This is a genomic window from Mesorhizobium loti (assembly GCF_013170705.1).
Lineage (GTDB): Bacteria > Pseudomonadota > Alphaproteobacteria > Rhizobiales > Rhizobiaceae > Mesorhizobium > Mesorhizobium loti_D.
Genome location: NZ_CP033334.1, coordinates 3,162,756 through 3,179,644, shown reverse-complemented (window position 1 = coordinate 3,179,644; position 16,889 = coordinate 3,162,756). Strand labels below are relative to the sequence as shown.

The following is a 16,889-nucleotide window of genomic DNA, read 5'->3' as shown; positions in this document are numbered from 1 at the left end:
TCCTTGGGAACATGACAAGATGAACAACCAGTCCCCCGCCGCCGAAACGCTGCCCTATCTGTCGTCGGCGGTTCTCGATCGCCTGGCGATCTCCACGCCCGACATAGTCGACGAGATCGAACGCCAGATATCAGGCCAGAGGCGCGGCGAAGTCTGGTGCGCGCCCAAGGCCGCCGTGTGGCCGGGCGACGACCGCTACTTCATGGCAACGCTCGGCGTCGCCTCCGTTCCGCCGGTGCTGGCCACCAAGTCGCTGGTGGTGAACCCGCGCAACGCCGCGCGCGGACTGGCCACGATCAATTCGCTGATCACGCTGCTCGACGCCGAGACCGGCCTGCCGCTCGCCCTTGTCGACGGCAATTGGGTGACGGCCAAGCGCACGGCGGGTCTGAGCGCCGTCGCCGCCAGGCGCATGGCCCGGGCCGACTCATCATCCGTCGCCTTCATCGGCTGCGGGGTGCAAGCGCGCGGCCATTTGGAAGCCTTCGCCGACCTCTTTCCCCTGCGCGAAATCCGCGCCTTTGGCCGGGGAAAAAGCAATCGCGACGCGCTCTGCGAAATGGCGCGCTCGCGCGGCCTGGAAGCAATCGCCTGCGACACGGCAAGGGAAGCGGTGGAAGACGCCGACATTGTGGTGACGACAGTGACCCTGGTGCCCGAGCCCGAACCGTTCCTCGACGCCAACTGGCTGAAACCGGGCAACTTCACCGCCATCACCGACCTGGCCCTGCCCTGGCTGCCCGAAACGATGCACCGCTTCGACCGCATCGTCGTCGACGACCTGGAACAGGAAAAGAAAATGCCCAAACCCATGGTCGACGCAGCACTGGTCGCCGGCGACCTGACGGGCCTGGTGTGTGGCGACTTTGCGGGGCGGGAGAGTGCGGGTGAGGCCACGGCGTTTGTGTTCCGTGGGATGGCTGTGGGGGATCTTGCGGTTGCGGCGCTGGCGTATATGCGGGCGCAGGCGGCGGGGGTGGTTGGGGCGTAGGGAGCGGTGGGAACGCGAAGCAGTTCGGCAATGGGCACGGCAGACCAATCTGGCCCTTACGGGCAAGCCGAGCGTTGGGCGTGCATGATCCGAGAAGCGCTGGAGCGCCTAAGGTGGTGGCCCATCCACCTACTCATCCCTTCGCGGTCCACCCCGAACGAACGCTCAATCCATCACACCCGTCCGCCCTTATTCAGGACTTCACTGGCATCAAACGCGCCTTGGGCGCCGGCTTCATCGGCATGGAACATTATCACGGTCACACCAATATCGGCCGTCGGAGCATACATGGGCGTGCTGATGGTTGTTCCACTATAAGTGCCATAAGCCGTATTGCCCATGACTGTTGCATTTGCGCTCCCAAACGTATTGCTGGACATACCGACAAACCGAGAGCCGCTTGCAGTTGAGGCTTGGTCAAAACGAAAATGTGTATAGCCACGAGACAGTGTTGCCTCGGCGGCCTTCTTCATTGTGATCGCACCGGCAGCTCCCGTGAAAAGAGCGCCGCTGGCGTGAGTATCCAATCGCACTGCATTCGGAGCCAGTGGCATTTCTGATGTGGTTGCGCAGCCAGCAAGCGCCAGCGCGGCGGTCAAAGCGACAGCCCGGTACATTTTGTTCCCCCTCCCAAGATTCGGTAATTTAGAGCACAGATCTTCCAATGCGTCGATTCCGGTGAAGACGCTGCCAGTTTAAGGCACTTTCGGAGACCACCCGCTATCACGCCCCATATCAACTATGACGGGCGGACCGAGCGGGAGCATGACGAATGGCTGCGCCTTACGTTGGCGTGCACGGAGAGAGCCTTGGCAAGGACGGTGAGGCGAAGAGGCGCTGGAGGTGAATACGAAGCCCGCGTTGGAGGCTTAGGGGGGTGGGCGAGTAAAGGCCCCAAAATTGAAGTGCATCTGAGCCGCCATGAGGTTTTCCTATCTGGTCACTTATAGCCTCGTTGTCCTTCATCGAATAACAACCACATTGAGCCAATCTATCTGCCTTGAATTGCCAAGAAGGTGAGATTCCAGCGTATTATACTTTTGATAACCACGCGATGTCAGTATAGCGCGTGGGACAAGGGCAAAATGTTAATAGAGGATTATCGATCGCCGATTTCATCGGGCGGTGGTCTAATCTTGACGGCGGCCAGGAGCGCGCCAACTACTCACTTTTCCTGGCGGAGCTTTGTGATGTGATTGGGGTAAGAAGACCCGATCCAGCCTTGGCCGAACATGACTTCAACGATTATGTATTCGAACGGCGCGTTCAGCGAAAACGCCCAGACGGAACAACGGAAGCCGGCCGGATCGACCTCTACAAACGAGGTTGCTTCATTCTCGAAGCAAAGCAGAGCCGCCTCCGTGGCGGCAAGAAAGCCGTTCCGGAAGGCCAGGCGGATTTATTCGCCGAGACGGAGAGCAGTCTTGACACCGCCGCATCAGGTCTTGATCACGTGATGGTCCGGGCTCGCCGGCAGGCAGAACGGTATGCTGCGTCGTTGCCTGCTGATCACCCTTACCCGCCATTCATCATCGCATGCGATGTCGGGCGCGCTATCGAACTCTATGCCGATTTTTCCGGCCACGGTCGCCACTATGCGCAGTTTCCCGACGCGCGGCAGTTCCGCGTAGAAATCGACCAGTTGGCAAATTCCGAGACGCGAGACCTACTTCGCGCCGTCTGGGAAGAGCCTCAATCCCTAAATCCCGCAAAGAAGACGGCAAAGGTCACCCGTGAGATTGCCGGGCGGCTCGCTGAAATCTCCAAGGCCCTTGAAGGGCGAGGCTTTGAAGCTCGTAGCGTCACAGTTTTTCTCATGCGTTGCCTTTTCACAATGTTCGTTGAGGACGTCGGCCTCCTTCGCAAGAAGGGTTTCACGGAGCTTCTGACGAAGTGCCTCGATGATCCCACGCGGTTTACGTTCGAGATCGACGACCTTTGGCGTCACATGGATCGTGGAGACTATTCACCTGGCATTGGCGAAAGGCTGCTTCGATTCAACGGCAAGCTGTTCAAGAACGCCGCCTCCCTTCCGCTGATGGAGGAGGAAATACGTCTGCTTCGCGACGCGTCGGATGCAGATTGGCGTGATCTGGAGCCGGCTATATTCGGCACCCTGTTCGAGCAGGCGCTGGATCCCGATGAAAGAAAACGCTTGGGAGCGCACTACACGCCGCGTGCCTACGTCGAAAGGGTCGTTGATGCGACCATCATGGAACCGCTGACCAAAGACTGGATCGGCCATCAATCGGCGGCTGCGCGCGAAATCCGCGATGGTTCCAATGCGACGGCCATCCGCGAGATAGAAGATTTCCTGAGGCGTCTGGCATCGGTACGGGTGCTCGACCCGGCATGCGGTACGGGGAATTTCCTCTATGTCGCCCTGCGCAGGATGAAGCAGTTGGAAGGCGAAGCGCTCAAGCAATTGCACGATATCGGCGGCGATGAGGCGGTTGCACGAGTAGCCGATATTTCGGTGAAGCCGGAGCAATTCTTCGGAATGGAACTCAACAAGCGAGCTGTCGAGATTGCCGAACTAGTCCTCTGGATAGGATACATCCAATGGCACATGCGGACACGCTCTACAGTGCCCACTGAGCCGGTTCTGGGCAGCAGTGACCATGTTCACCAGAAGGATGCCCTCATTACCTGGTCAGGGTACCCGCATCCGCAGCTCAAGCGCGACGCGCTGGGCAAGCCTTTGGCCGACACTCAAGGGAGCGAGATCTACGTCTATCTAAACGCAATCAATGCGGACTGGCCGGAGGCCGATTTCATCGTCGGGAACCCACCGTTCATTGGCGGAAAGGATATTCGCGCGCGCCTCGGCGCAGGCTACGCAGAAGCGTTGTGGGCCGCGAATCCACAGATGAATCCGGCAGCGGACTTCGTGATGTATTGGTGGGACCGCGCGGCCGATCTGCTTGCGAGAAAGGGAACCCGGCTACGTCGCTTCGGCTTTGTTACGACGAACTCCATAACACAGGTATTTCAGCGGCGAGTTCTTGAGCGGCATCTGTCGGGCACTTCGCCAGTTTCGCTTGTATTCGCCATTCCGGATCATCCTTGGACGAAGACGTCGAAGGATGCTGCCGCGGTCAGGATCGCGATGACCGTAGCTGAAGCCGGCGAACGTGATGGCGCACTGCGCATCGTTACGAGAGAAGAACGCCTAGATACCGACGAACCCACGATCGAGTTCGTTGAGCGTGAAGGCAGGATCAATGCGGACCTGTCGATTGGGGCAAACACGGACAGGGCCAGCGACCTCGTTAGCAACAGCGCGATCGGCTACCGAGGCGTCCAATTGATGGGTGCGGGTTTCATCATCACCAAAGAGAAGGCCGTTCAACTCGGCGTTGGAAAGCGACCTGGGCTCGACAAACATATCCGTGAATATCGGAATGGCAGGGATCTGACATCACGGCCGCGCGGAGCGATGGTCATAGACCTGTTTGGTGTCTCTTCCAATGAAGTTCGACGCGACTTTCCCGAGGTCTATCAACATCTCTTGGACACGGTGAAGCCGGAGCGGGACCGGAACAATCGAGCCTCTTACCGAGACAAATGGTGGTGGTTTGGTGAGCCACGAAGGGAACTCCGGCCGGCAATCGAAGGTCTGCCCCGCTACATCGCCACCGTCGAAACGATGAAGCATCGGATCTTCCAGTTCATTGATGGCCAGGTCCTTCCAGACAACAAGCTTGTAGTGATGGCACTCGATGACGCTTTCGCTCTCGGCGTACTTTCATCGCGCGTACATGTGGCTTGGTCACTGGCGACGGGCGGCAGGCTCGGGGTTGGAAACGACCCCGTCTATGTGAAATCTAAGTGTTTCGATCCCTTCCCGTTTCCTCACGCCAACGCATCGGCGAGCGCCGAAATTGGCACGATTGCTGAGGAACTCGACGAGACACGCAAACGAGTCCTTGCCGAGCATCCCGACATAACCCTAACCGCGCTCTACAATGTTCTTGGAGGCGTCGTTGCTGGTAACCAACTCTCCCGCAAGGAGCAAGATGTGCGAAGCCGCGGCTGTGTTCTGATCCTGCGGGAGCTCCACGAGCGGCTCGACGCGGCTGTTCTGAAATCCTATGGATGGCAGGCGGATGCTAACGTCGAGCAAATCCTCGATGGCCTTGTCCGTCTGAACGAAATCAGGGCGGCTGAAGAGCGCCGTGGCTTCATCAAATGGCTGCGTCCCGAATACCAAATCGAAAGGATCGGCCCGCTGGCACACCGCGGCGACCGCATCCAAGCGATCCTCTCCACCAAAGCGAAGAGCAGAAAGACAGCGTTCCCCGCCGCGCGGCTGGAACAGGCTCAGATCGTACTAGACATCATGAGTCGCGCGAAGACGCCTCTTTCGGCGACGGACATCGCCGCAACGTTCTCATCATTAGAACAGACAGTCACCGAAGTGCTAGATGTGCTTCAGTCCTTGGTTCGCCTTGGCCAAGCGGAAAGCTATGACCACGGAAGAACCTTCTTCCGGGCGGCATAGGTGCGACATCACGACGGCGACAACGGACGTGCATCATTCGTACGCTAACGGCAAGGGGACAGGCTAGCTGCCGCGAGTGCGAGAGCCGAGCGCATCATGCGGGCAAGCGTCAGCATGCGTTCCTTGAATTGCATTGTCACCCTACCTGCTCAATCCGCCAGCTGCTCTTGACTTTGGCCGAGAGCATCCGATTCAGATAGGCAATGAGCATGCTGGCGTGCTGTGGCTTCGGAACGAAGAACATCACTGCGCCTCTATCGAGTTCAACCAGCTCGTGATGGACTCGGGGGACCTGAACACCGCCCTCTGTCATGAAGTCACGGGCCGAGAGGTCGTGCCAAGGCATCGAGTCCAGGGCGTAATAAGAGCCGACCGACTTGAAATAGGCGAACAATGTGTCCCTATCGGATCCGTATTGGTCAAAACGGGCTGCGTAACGCAGATCAATCACCGACCTAGGCTTGTTAGACAGGACAGCCTTCTGAAGCGTCCGGCCATGGACGGTATCCATGGCAACGACGAAAACGCGCAAATCGGGAAGAGCAGGCGCGTCGAACAGATCAAGCTGATCGGCACGTGGTAAGCTCTGGACAGTATGACGGGTGGCTACCTCATGCGTTTGTGCGACAACGCGACCATCGACGCGGCCATGCCAGCTTCCAGTATTCTCGACGAGTGTCAGTTGCGGTTTCGCCACGCTATTTCGCCAAGGCTGCTTCGAGTTCGGGATAGCCTACCGTTAAGGTGGCCCATTCGCTACCCCATTCTGGTGCCCTCATCTCAAATTCTCCGCTTGTCTTGTTCTTGAGTTGCCACGTCTTCTCGAATGCACGGACGTACATCCGCGGTGCGACCCCTACAAACGGCCTGAAGAGCACCTTAGGCTCGTTGAGCTTAACGTCGTCCTTATCGACGTCCTGAGCCGTACGCATCTGAGCCCGCGCGGCACCTATGCTCTTTGCGACCGGCGGTATCCACTCGGACGGGGTCACCTCGATGGAATCACTGTGCAGCTTTCTGGCCAGGCTCTTTGGATACGGCTCAATGAACTGCACTTCGTACACGCCGGCACTGACGATGTGCCTAGCGCAATAGTGGCACGGATATGTTGTGACGAAGAGGCGGGTACCCACAGTCGAAACACCTTCGCGCCCAGCCGACAACAACGCATCCATTTCAGCATGGACCGCACGACTGAACTCGATAAGGCCACCCAGCCGAGTCTTCCGGATGCGCGCAGCCAGGTCGATCTTGTCCGCAACCTTCTTCAGCTCTGGAAGGACCTCGATCAAGTTGTCGATGATGTCGTTTTGCTCGCGATTGCTGCTGCAATATGCCTCGGCCCGGAAAGCACAACGATGATCGTCATTGCCTCTGCTTGACGTCGCGAAACGCTCGCCATAGACGCCGCCACCCGCCGCTGGCACTTCGTTCGTTCCGGTTGCGACCACGGTACCATCGGAGTCGACCAATGCCGCTCCCACCTGCCGGGATAGGCAGGCGCTACGTACGCGCGCGGAGTGGGCATGGTGCATCGCGGTCTCCTCAATGGAGGGCCGCTCCACACGATCATGCGAGATGATGCTAACGAACCTGCTCAAATCGGTGTCGAGGAGGTTCTTGGTGCCGTTCGGGTCGTCACGGGTATTATCGATAAAGAAATCCGCCTCGTAGAACGCTTCGGTCACATGCTGGCCATGCTTGCGGTTGGAGTCGTCCGAGTCGCGGTCCATAAAACGATCGACGGCGCTCTGGGTTTCAGGCAGCGCCTTCTCCGGCCCGCGGAAGTATTTCTCGAGGATCCGTGCGCGACGCACGCCCTCCTCACAAACGACGCCGATCAGCCCGAAGGCGTTACCGTAGGTTCTGCGCAACAGGTGAATTTCGGCCGGGTGCCTTATCGAATCGATAAGGTAGACGCGCTTGACGCTGTCAGGAATCACCTTTTCGCCCTTGACATACGTCTGACCGGTGCGATTTGCACGTCGCTGTGCGATTTCGCGCATCGCCGCCTTGGCGACTTCGGCCATGTCGTGCTCGCGCATCGAGTCGCCAAAGTTCTGCAACTCGGTGATCACTTCCAAAGTCTTGGGCCCCACACCAGGGAAGGCGAGGCCATTATCTTTTGCCCAGGTTCGGATCAAATCGCTTGCCTTGATCAGCTCAACTTCGTAGCCGCCGGACTTGCAAACGCGTTGCAGTGCCTTGATTGCCTGTGACGCGCCTGCCCCTACCGGACCGACAACGGCAAAGAAAAGTTCTTTCGAGTGACTCCCGGCCAAGACGGTCTTGCTATCCGGCTTCTGACCACCCTTCTGTTCAATCTTCTCTACGGCCGTCGATCTCGCCATGCCACCACCTCCGTTCCCGATTCCAACTATTCTTTTCTATGTCAAAGAATTCGCAAAGTGATAAGCACGTATATCATTGGACACAGCCACGAAATCCAGAAAAACCTTCAGATTCATCCCGTTTGGGGTGGCCACACCTTTTGCGGTTCCCGGCACTTAAAGAAGGGAGCCAGATATTATATATTGTACTATCTTGCTGAGAACCTAGGAAAGCTGCGACCATTCGGAGCTGATGTGCAACGTCGGCAGAGGTGGCCGACAATCGTCAATGCAACGGGCCCGCAAAGATTCAGGTTAGGAGCCCCTTTTCACAATGGCGCAAGGAGGCGCCAGCGGAGCGGCCGCTTCAGCCAAGTGTATCTCTATAGTGATCGGCTTATGGCCCCCAAGCAAGACATTCTAGACCTTGACGCTCAAACAATGGCAGAGCGGCACTTCCCTCACCCCCCAGCCAACCGCGGCAGCAAAAAAATCTCCGCCCCCTGCGGCAGCTCCTTGCTCCACGTATCCCGATAAATCACCCCGTCGATCGCGACCGCAATGCCGCGATCGATCCATGGCTCGAAGCCGGGATACTGTTCAGCCAGTTTCCTGAACAGTTCCCTGATGTCCTTGGCTTCGACCTCGACCTTGCTCTTGCCGCCGGCGAGCTGGCCGAGCGCGCCCCAGAGGGTGACTTCGACCAGACTTAACCTCCCCGTTCCGCCTCGATGGCCGCCAGGATGCGTGGCGGTGACATCGGAATATGCGTCATGCGCACGCCGGCCGCGTTCGACACCGCGTTGGCGATCGCCGCCAGCGGCGGCACGATCGAGGTTTCGCCGACGCCGCGCACGCCATAGGGGTGGTTGGGGTTGGGGATTTCCAGGATCTGCGTGTCGATCATCGGCAGGTCGGAGCACACCGGGATGCGGTAGTCGAGGAAGCCGGCGTTCTGCAGCCTTCCGTCCTTGCCGTAGATATACTCCTCGTTGAGCGCCCAGCCGATGCCTTGCGCCGCGCCGCCCTGGTACTGGCCCTCGACATAGGTCGGGTGCACCGCCTTGCCGGCATCCTGCACCACCGTGTAGCGGATCACCCTGGTCGAGCCCGTCTCGGGGTCGACCTCGATGTCGCATATATGGGTGGCGAAGGAGACGCCGGCGCCGTCGGCGACGAGCTCGCTGTGGCCGGCGATCGGCCCGCCGGTCTTGCCGGACTGCGCCGCGATCTCCTTCAGCGACAGCTTGCCGAGATTGCCGTGCTTCTCGCCCTTGGCGACCGCGTGGCCCTGTTCCCAGATCACGTCGTCGACGGAAATGTCCCACATCTGCGCGGCGCGCTCGCGCAGGATCTTGATCGCGTTGCGGGCGGCCGAGATAGTCGCCATGGAGGACGAGAAGGTGCCGCGGCTGCCGTCGGTCATGTCGTTGTAGCCGAGGCTCGACGTGTCCGCCACGATAGCCTTGAGCTGGCTGTAATCGATGCCGAGCTCTTCCGCCGCCACCAGCGACAGCGACGCGCGGGAGCCGCCCACGTCCACCGTGCCGACGGCCAGCGACACCGAGCCGTCCATGCCGATGTTGAGGTCCACGCAGGTCTGGCCGCCGAAATTGAACCAGAAGCCGCAGGCCATGCCCCTGCCCTGGTTCTTCTTGAGCGGCGCTTTCATGTGCGGATGGTTCTTCACCGCTTCCAGCGTCGGGCCAATGCCGATCGGTCCGTAGACCGGACCGTAGGACGAGCGCGTGCCTTCCTGCGCGGCGTTCTTGATGCGGAAGTCGACCGGGTCCATGCCGATCTCCTTGGCGAGCTCGTCGACGGCGCTTTCCACCGCGAAGGCCGCCATCGGCGCCGACGGCGCGCGATAGGCCGCGGTCTTCGGCCGGTTGACCAGCACTTCGTAGCCGACGGTCTTGACGTTATCGAGCTTGTAGCAGGCGAACGCCGTCATGGCGCCGATCTCGGCCCAGGCGCCGGCATAGGGGCCGCAGGAGTAGCGCAGCGTCGCTTCCGCCGCGGTGATGGTGCCGTCCTTGCGGGCGCCGATCTTGACGTCGATCGAGGTGGCGCTGGTCGGGCCCGAGGCGCGGAACACCTCGTCGCGGGTCATGACGAGCTTCACCGGCCGTCCGGCCTTGCGTGACAAGGCAAGCGCCACAGGCTCGGCCCAGACATGGGTCTTGCCGCCGAAGCCGCCGCCGATCTCCGACGAGGTGACGCGCAGCTTCGAGGCTTCCATGCCGAGCAGCTGGGCGCAATGCTGGCGGTAGACGAAATGGCCCTGCGTGCAGACCCACAGGTCAGCGGTGCCGTCGGACGAGACGCTCGCCACGCAGGCATGCGGCTCGATATAGCCCTGGTGCGTCTGCTCGGTCTTGAAGGAGCGCTCGACGATGAAATCGGCGTGGCCGAAACCCTGATGCACATCGCCATGGCCGAACTGGCTGCGCTTGGTGACGTTGGAGGGTTTTACCGGCTTTTCCTCCAGCCCCTCGGTGAAGATCGTGTCGTTGATCAGCGGGGCATGGTGCTGCATCGCCTCGTCGACATCGGTGACATGCGGCAGGATCTCGTAGTCGACCTCGATCAGCTTCAGCGCCTGCCTGGCCGTGCGGGCGTCGACGGCGGCGACCGCGGCCACCGCATGGCCGTCATAGAGCGCCTTGGTGCGCGCCATGCAATTGTCGAGGATGTCGTACATGGCGGCATCGCCATCGGTCAGGTCCGGCAGGTCCTTCGCCGTGATCACCGCCTTCACGCCGTTCAGCTTTTCCGCCTTCGACGTGTCGATCTTCCTGATGATCGCATGCGCGTGCGGGCTGCGCAGCACGCGGCCGACCAGTTGGCCGGCCATGTTGAAGTCGGCGCCGTAGCGGGCGCGGCCCGTCACCTTGTCGACGCCGTCGGGACGGATGGGGCGCGTGCCGACGGATGCGAATTTACGCCCGGAAAAACGCGGATCGAAATTCATCTTCAGGCTCCCTTCATCACATGTGCCGCGTCCTGGACGGCGCGCACGATCTTGTCATAGCCGGTGCAGCGGCAGAGGTTCCCGGCCAGGCCGAAGCGGATCTCCTCCTCGCTCGGGTCGGGGTTTTTCGCCAGAAGGTCCTTGGCCGCGATCAGGAAGCCCGGCGTGCAGATGCCGCATTGCAGGGCGGCATGCTCGAGGAACTTCTGCTGCAGCGTGTGCAGCTGGTCGCCATGCGCCATGCCTTCGACGGTCTCGATGCGCCGGCCCTCGGCCTCGGCACCAAGCACCAGGCACGAGCAGACCAGCCGGTTGTCGAGGATGATCGAGCAGGCGCCGCAGTCGCCGGTGCCGCAGCCTTCCTTGGCGCCGGTCAGGCCGAGCCGGTCGCGCAGCACGTCGAGCAGCGTCTCGTCAGGCTGGCAGAGATACTCGATTGTGTCGCCGTTGATTGTCGTCGAGACTGCTATGCCAGCCATCATTTGCCTCCTGCACGTGCGTAGGCGGTCGTGGCGGCACGTTTGGCCAGCACACCCGCGACTTTCCGTCTGAATTCGATGGTACCGCGCTTGTCGTCGATGGGGCGGCAGGCGCCGGCGCAGACTTTTGCCAGCCGCTCAAGGGCCGCCTCGTCCAGCTTCCTGCCGATAAGCGCCTCGGCGGCCTCCTCGACCAGCAGCACGGTCGGTGCCGCGGCCCCCAGCGCCACGCGCGCGGCGGTGATGACGCCGTGTTCGTCGAGCGTCAGGTTCACCCCGGCGCTGACCACGGCAATGTCCATCTCGGTGCGCGGAATGAACCTCAGATAGGCGTCGCCCGAGCGCGGCGTGCGCTTGTCGAGCAGGATCGCCTCGATGATCTCGCCCTTGGCGAGCGAGGTCTTGCCCGGCCCCACCGGCACGGCCTCGACGGGGATGGTGCGCTTGCCCGAAGGCCCGGCAACCACGGCCCTTGCACCCGCCGCCACCAGCGCCGGCACGCTGTCCGCCGCCGGCGAGGCGTTGCACAGATTGCCCGTGATGGTGCAGCGTCCCTGCACCTGCTTGGAGCCGATCAGCTTGGCCGCCTCGACCACGCCGGGCCACGCCTTCTTCAAGGCGGTGTTCTCGCCCAGCACGGCGCAGGGAACGGCCGCCCCGATGCTGAAGCCGTCGGCCGTCTCGCGGATTTCGCTTAAGGACGCGATCGACTTGATGTCGACGATCAGGTCGGGCTCGACAAAGCCCCCCTTCATCCTCACCAGAAGGTCGCTGCCTCCGGCCAGGATGGCTGATATGCCAGACGCTCCGGCCAGTTGGCCGACGGCATCTTCGATTGAAAGCGGACGTATGTAGCGCATCGTCTCCCCTTGGATATGGCGATTTCAGCGACCGTTATAAACACTCTCCTCATAATGGCTATCCGGTTCGTCATTTGCGACGATTGGTCCAGCCGCCGCAAAATCGAGTCCCAAATCGACCGGAATTGCCGTAGGCCAGGCCTGCAAGGCCGCATTGCCGCCGGTTCTCGAAAAATCTGAGAGCCTGTGTCGGATCGGTCAAGCCCCGTTCGTCCTTGGGACATCGAACACGCATCATGAAAGGACACGATATGCCCGGAACCGTACGTTTGCACCGCGTTCTCACCACCAGCCCGGAGAAGGTCTATCGCGCCTTCGTCGAAGCCGACGCGCTGGCCAAGTGGCTGCCGCCGAACGGCTTCACCTGCACGGTCGATCATCTCGAGGCAAAGGTCGGCGGCACGTTCAAGATGTCCTTCCGCAACTTCACGACGGGCGGCAGCCATGCCTTCGGCGGCGAATATCTCGAACTCGTTCCCGGCGAGCGCCTGCGCTACACCGACCGGTTCGACGACCCCAACCTGCCCGGCGAGATCCAGGTGACCATCGCCTTGAAAAAAGTGTCGGTCGGCACCGAAATCGACATTATCCAGGCCGGCATTCCCGACGTCATCCCGGTCGAGGCCTGCTATCTCGGCTGGCAGGAATCGCTGCGGAACCTGGCAAAGCTGGTCGAACCCGAGATCAATCAATAAGGCCATTCAAGAAAGTGCGCGCCGCCGCCGCCGACGGCATGCCCGTCGGCGGCGGTCGTGCGTCGAGGGCCTTGACCGCACGATCGTGGGCGTGAATCCTTTCCCGGCCAAAGGGAGGAGTTCCATGCGACATCTGTTGGTTGTGTTGCCCGCCTTGATCCTGGCGACCGCGGCGCAAGCGAGCACGATCTACTACGGCAACAAGGTGGGGATGGAACTGACCATCGTCAAAAAATCAGGCATCGGCTCCACGCATGCCAGCATCCTGGCCAAGCACGACCGACGCAAAGCGGGCGTCTACTGCCGCGAATATGGCCACGATTTTTCCAAGGAATGCATTGACGCGGAGATGAAGGCGCCCCTGCACTTCGAGATCACCGCCAACTGCAAGACCGGCAAATTCACCACCTTCTATGGCGCCAACATGCTGTTCCAGGGCCGCAACAAGGGCACGGACGTGACGACGGACTACCGCATCACGTCGATCGATGACAATGTGGTGCTCGATGGCTCCGGCGCCTCGTCATACGATGTCACGCTGGACCAGTTCAAAGCGCTCTGCCCCAATCGCGTACGCTAGCGGCGTTTGCGACACTGCGCCGATCGCAACAAATGGCGGAGGAAACGCGTGACCCTCACCAACCGGGATATCGTCGAGATCACCGAGTGGCGGCGCAAGCTGCACCGGCAGCCGGAAATCTCCAATGAAGAGGAGAAGACGGCGCAGGAAGTCGTCTCCTTCCTTGCCGATACCGGCCCGGACAAGGTGCTGACCGGATTGGGCGGGCACGGCGTGGCGGCGGTCTATGACAGCGGCAAGGCCGGCCCGACCGTGCTGTTCCGCTCCGAACTCGACGCGCTGCCGATCGAGGAGCTCTCGGGCGTGCCGCATGCCTCGCAGGTGCCGGGCAAGTCGCATATGTGCGGCCATGACGGGCACACCGCGATCCTGGCCGCCCTTGGCCGTCAGCTCGGCCGCGAACGGCCGGCCAGCGGCCGCGTCGTGCTGATGTTCCAGCCGGCGGAGGAAACCGGCAATGGCGCGGCCGGCGTCGTCGCCGACCCCCGCTACGGCGAGATCGCGCCTGATTTCGCCTTCTCGCTGCACAACCTCCCCGGCGTGCCGTTCGGCGAGGTGCGGCTCAAGCCCGGCGTGGTCAATTGCGCCTCGCGCGGCATGCGCATCGTGCTGGAGGGCAAGACCGCGCATTCCTCCATGCCGGAGACCGGTATTTCGCCCATGCAGGCGATCTCGGAGCTGATGCCGGCTTTGCCCGCGCTCGGCCGCGCCACCTTCGCCGATGACGATTTCTCCATGGTCACCGTCACCCATGCCGAAATGGGCGAAGCCGTGTTCGGCATCGCGCCCGCGCATGGAGAGGTCTGGGCAACGCTGCGCACCCGCCGCGACGAACGCATGGCGGATCTGTGCGCCGCCGCCGAGGCGCTGGTCGGGGAGATCGCGGGCAGGCACCGCCTTTCCGCCCGCTGGGATTATCACGAGATCTTCGTCGCCAGCGTCAACGCGCCGGATGCGGTGGAACACCTGCAACGCGCGCTTCAGGAAGAAGGCGTCGTGCATGGTGAGGAAGCCCTGCCGATGCGCGCCTCGGAAGATTTCGGCCTGTTCGGCCACGGCGCCAGGTCGGCGATGTTCTTCCTGGGCGCCGGCGAGCGCCACCCGGCGCTCCACAATCCGGACTACGACTTTCCCGACGACCTTATTCCGATCGGGTCGAGGATCTTCATGCGCACGGCACGCAATCTGCTGGGGTGAGTCCGCGCGTCGCCGCGAGCCGGTAGCGGCCTCGCGAACCGCGTCTGCCCGCGCCTGTCAGGCGGACCTGAGGAACGGGCGTTTGTGGATGGCCTTCTTTGCCTGGAAATTCGCGGCGGGAACGGGTCGGCCGACGCGAAAGCCCTGGATCTTGTCGATGCCGAACTCGCGCATGAGGGCGATCTGCTCGTCGGTTTCCACCCCTTCGACCAGGATCTGGTGGCCGCGATTGCGGACCAGGGCAATGATGTCCTGGAGCATGGCCATGCCCTTCGGCGTGCCGCAGTCGTGAAGAAACGAGCGGTCGATCTTCACTGTATCGAAATCGATCAGACGCAGCCATGAGAGGCCGGCGAAGCCGGTTCCGAAATCATCGAGCCAGATCTTGATGCCAAGCAGCTTCAGGTCGCTGATGCAGCGCAGGATGTCCGAGTGCATCTCCATCTCGAGCCCTTCGGTGATTTCGAAGGCCAGCCTGTTGCCGGTCACGCCCGTCTCGCCGAGAATGGTCGCGACGGACGCCGCGAAGCCGGGCGTCTTGAGCTGGATCGGAGAGACGTTGACGCTGACGAGACGGATGTGGTCGTCCGCCAGGAGTTCGGTGCAGACCGTCCTTATCGCCCAACGCCCCAGTTCCAGGATCGCGCCGGTTCTCTCCGCGACGGGAATGAACAGGCTCGGCGGAACCAATGTGCCGTCCAGCATCTTGAGACGCATCAGCGCCTCCGCGGCTTCGACCCGGCCCGACACGACATCCTGGATCGGTTGATAGACGAGCGAAACGAGGCCCTGCCCGATCGCGATCTTCAGCAAGGCCGCGAGGTTTTCGCTCTCGTCGCTGCTTTGTGGATCGGTCGGGTCGAACAGCCGGGCACAATTGCGGCCGCTGGCCTTTGCCAGATAGAGCGCGCGATCGGCCTCATGGATGATCTTCTCCAGCTTGGCGCCGGCCTGCGTCCTGGTGAAGGCGGCCCCCACGCTCGCCGTGACGATCGAGATCCCGTCGCGCCTGAGTTCGTGGGTAAGCGCCAGGTTCTCCACCGTGCGGCAGATGGCTTCCGCCAGCTCCGCCACCTGGCTCTTCTTGTCCATGCGGGCGAGCACGATGAATTCCTCACCGCCATAGCGCCCGATCGAGCCATCGTAGTTCTTGATCAGATCGCTCAGCGCATTGGCGACATGGATCAGGCAGCGGTCGCCTTCCTGGTGGCCGTAGCAGTCGTTGAATTTCTTGAAGAAGTCGACGTCGATGAGGATGGCCGCGAACTTGCTGCCAAGCTTTTGCCAGTCGCTCCAGTAATCGCGCAGCTTCTCATCGATAGCGCGCCGGTTCTCCAGTCCTGTCAGCGGATCCGTCCGCGACAGCCTCAGCAGGGCCTTGCCGCGTTCGGTGGCCTCCTTGTGCTGTATCTTGGCCTCGAGAGCGTTCAGGAAGACGTTGTAGCGCTCCTCGTTCAGCTTCCAGTTCACATAGGAGGTGAACGTGAAGCACGAAACGTAGAAAGTGCCAAATACCATCTTGTACGTCAGCGACGCGGGAACAAAGTAATTTGCCAAATACAAGACGCACAATATAATTGTCGACGTTATAATCGAAACTTTAAACCTGAACGTAAAAAATAGATTGGCACTCATCATGAAAATGGTGCCGAAGACCATGTAATAGGCGACGCTTTCCTTGTTTGCGCCCATGGATGCCGGTAACAGCCAACCGATATAGCCAAAGATGATGGCCGAGGCGCAAGTCACGTCAAGCCATTCCGTCGCGGCTCCCCGGCGAAGCTGTGCTTCCAGGACCAGCAGTGCGGTCAGGCCCACCGCGAAGCGCGCGGTGATCGTGTAGGCCGCCACGTCAGGTATCAGCAGCAGATCAGATGCAGAAAACAGCAAATAGATGACGACCGCGATCCACAGGCCCGGCCTGGCTTCCGCCCTTCGCTTCGCCTGGGCTTCCCTGCGGTAAAGGATGCGGAGTTCGTCGGCCCCCAGCTCTTGGCGCGGATCATACGGTTCCACATCCACCGTATCAGCCAATCTGGATGACGCGCGCTCGTTCACAAAGCCCTCCCGAAGGGGACTTTGCAATGCGAACTCTTTTCCAGCTTCTGCCCCCACGCAGGACGACTCCCTGGGACGCGACACGATTGCCACGCGGTAAAATGCAGTGGCGCCAGACAAGTTTGCGTTAACTCGAACCCAGAATCTTATCTGCAAGATCGCTAATAAATTGAGATGGTTAGCGGGAAATTAATCATAACAATAAAATGCGGTCGACCCTC

General features: G+C 61.1%; 13 protein-coding genes. 5 read left to right on the top strand and 8 right to left on the bottom strand.

Going from position 1 to position 16,889, the window contains the following annotated elements:
• Positions 1–19 precede the first annotated feature (19 nt).
• Entirely contained in the window at positions 20–991 is a 972-nt protein-coding gene (locus tag EB815_RS15385) for an ornithine cyclodeaminase family protein (RefSeq protein ID WP_056570854.1), read from the top strand.
• Between the two features lie 173 nt (positions 992–1,164).
• On the opposite strand, the gene EB815_RS15380 is transcribed toward EB815_RS15385, so the two are convergent.
• On the bottom strand, positions 1,165–1,608 hold the full coding sequence (locus EB815_RS15380) for a hypothetical protein (RefSeq protein WP_056570852.1): 444 nt from the start codon (positions 1,606–1,608) through the stop codon (positions 1,165–1,167).
• 452 nt (positions 1,609–2,060) lie between these two features.
• On the opposite strand from EB815_RS15380, the gene EB815_RS15375 reads away from it, so the two are divergent.
• Positions 2,061–5,495, top strand: coding sequence for a class I SAM-dependent DNA methyltransferase (locus EB815_RS15375; RefSeq protein ID WP_065005252.1), 3,435 nt, complete (start codon positions 2,061–2,063; stop codon positions 5,493–5,495).
• A gap of 136 nt (positions 5,496–5,631) precedes the next feature.
• Here EB815_RS15375 and EB815_RS15370 read toward each other — a convergent pair whose 3' ends face one another.
• The 6 genes from EB815_RS15370 to EB815_RS15345 form a co-directional block, all read right to left on the bottom strand.
• Positions 5,632–6,192: a hypothetical protein gene (locus EB815_RS15370; protein WP_056570851.1), complete on the bottom strand. Its 561-nt coding sequence runs from the start codon at positions 6,190–6,192 to the stop codon at positions 5,632–5,634.
• A 1-nt stretch (position 6,193) separates the two neighbouring features.
• A complete protein-coding gene (locus EB815_RS15365; RefSeq protein ID WP_056570849.1) occupies positions 6,194–7,846 on the bottom strand; it encodes an anti-phage dCTP deaminase in 1,653 nt (550 codons plus the stop codon).
• A 440-nt stretch (positions 7,847–8,286) separates the two neighbouring features.
• Entirely contained in the window at positions 8,287–8,532 is a 246-nt protein-coding gene (locus tag EB815_RS15360; protein ID WP_081294896.1) for a MoaD/ThiS family protein, read from the bottom strand.
• A 2-nt stretch (positions 8,533–8,534) separates the two neighbouring features.
• Entirely contained in the window at positions 8,535–10,799 is a 2,265-nt protein-coding gene (locus tag EB815_RS15355; RefSeq protein ID WP_056570847.1) for a xanthine dehydrogenase family protein molybdopterin-binding subunit, read from the bottom strand.
• Between the two features lie 2 nt (positions 10,800–10,801).
• Positions 10,802–11,278 carry a (2Fe-2S)-binding protein gene (locus EB815_RS15350; RefSeq protein ID WP_056570844.1) on the bottom strand — a complete coding sequence of 159 codons (477 nt, stop codon included), beginning with the start codon at positions 11,276–11,278 and terminating at the stop codon, positions 10,802–10,804.
• Positions 11,278–12,138: an FAD binding domain-containing protein gene (locus EB815_RS15345; protein ID WP_056570842.1), complete on the bottom strand. Its 861-nt coding sequence runs from the start codon at positions 12,136–12,138 to the stop codon at positions 11,278–11,280. Before EB815_RS15345 ends, EB815_RS15350 begins: the two co-directional genes overlap by 1 nt.
• Before the next feature lie 251 nt (positions 12,139–12,389).
• On the opposite strand from EB815_RS15345, the gene EB815_RS15340 reads away from it, so the two are divergent.
• From EB815_RS15340 to EB815_RS15330, 3 genes are all read left to right on the top strand, one after another.
• Positions 12,390–12,833, top strand: a complete 444-nt coding sequence (locus EB815_RS15340; RefSeq protein ID WP_056570839.1) for an SRPBCC family protein — start codon at positions 12,390–12,392, stop codon at positions 12,831–12,833.
• A 124-nt stretch (positions 12,834–12,957) separates the two neighbouring features.
• Positions 12,958–13,413, top strand: coding sequence for a hypothetical protein (locus tag EB815_RS15335; protein WP_056570837.1), 456 nt, complete (start codon positions 12,958–12,960; stop codon positions 13,411–13,413).
• Positions 13,414–13,461: 48 nt separating this feature from the next.
• On the top strand, positions 13,462–14,610 hold the full coding sequence (locus EB815_RS15330; protein WP_056570835.1) for an amidohydrolase: 1,149 nt from the start codon (positions 13,462–13,464) through the stop codon (positions 14,608–14,610).
• 57 nt (positions 14,611–14,667) lie between these two features.
• Here EB815_RS15330 and EB815_RS15325 read toward each other — a convergent pair whose 3' ends face one another.
• Positions 14,668–16,668, bottom strand: coding sequence for a putative bifunctional diguanylate cyclase/phosphodiesterase (locus EB815_RS15325; RefSeq protein ID WP_081294845.1), 2,001 nt, complete (start codon positions 16,666–16,668; stop codon positions 14,668–14,670).
• Between the last annotated feature and the right edge of the window lie 221 nt (positions 16,669–16,889).

Coding starts and splice junctions, on each gene's coding strand:
- EB815_RS15385 (WP_056570854.1), top strand. CDS start 20: ATGAACAACCAGTCCCCCGCCGCCGAAACGCTGCCCTATCTGTCGTCG.
- EB815_RS15380 (WP_056570852.1), bottom strand. CDS start 1,608: ATGTACCGGGCTGTCGCTTTGACCGCCGCGCTGGCGCTTGCTGGCTGC.
- EB815_RS15365 (WP_056570849.1), bottom strand. CDS start 7,846: ATGGCGAGATCGACGGCCGTAGAGAAGATTGAACAGAAGGGTGGTCAG.
- EB815_RS15355 (WP_056570847.1), bottom strand. CDS start 10,799: ATGAATTTCGATCCGCGTTTTTCCGGGCGTAAATTCGCATCCGTCGGC.
- EB815_RS15350 (WP_056570844.1), bottom strand. CDS start 11,278: ATGGCTGGCATAGCAGTCTCGACGACAATCAACGGCGACACAATCGAG.
- EB815_RS15345 (WP_056570842.1), bottom strand. CDS start 12,138: ATGCGCTACATACGTCCGCTTTCAATCGAAGATGCCGTCGGCCAACTG.
- EB815_RS15340 (WP_056570839.1), top strand. CDS start 12,390: ATGCCCGGAACCGTACGTTTGCACCGCGTTCTCACCACCAGCCCGGAG.
- EB815_RS15335 (WP_056570837.1), top strand. CDS start 12,958: ATGCGACATCTGTTGGTTGTGTTGCCCGCCTTGATCCTGGCGACCGCG.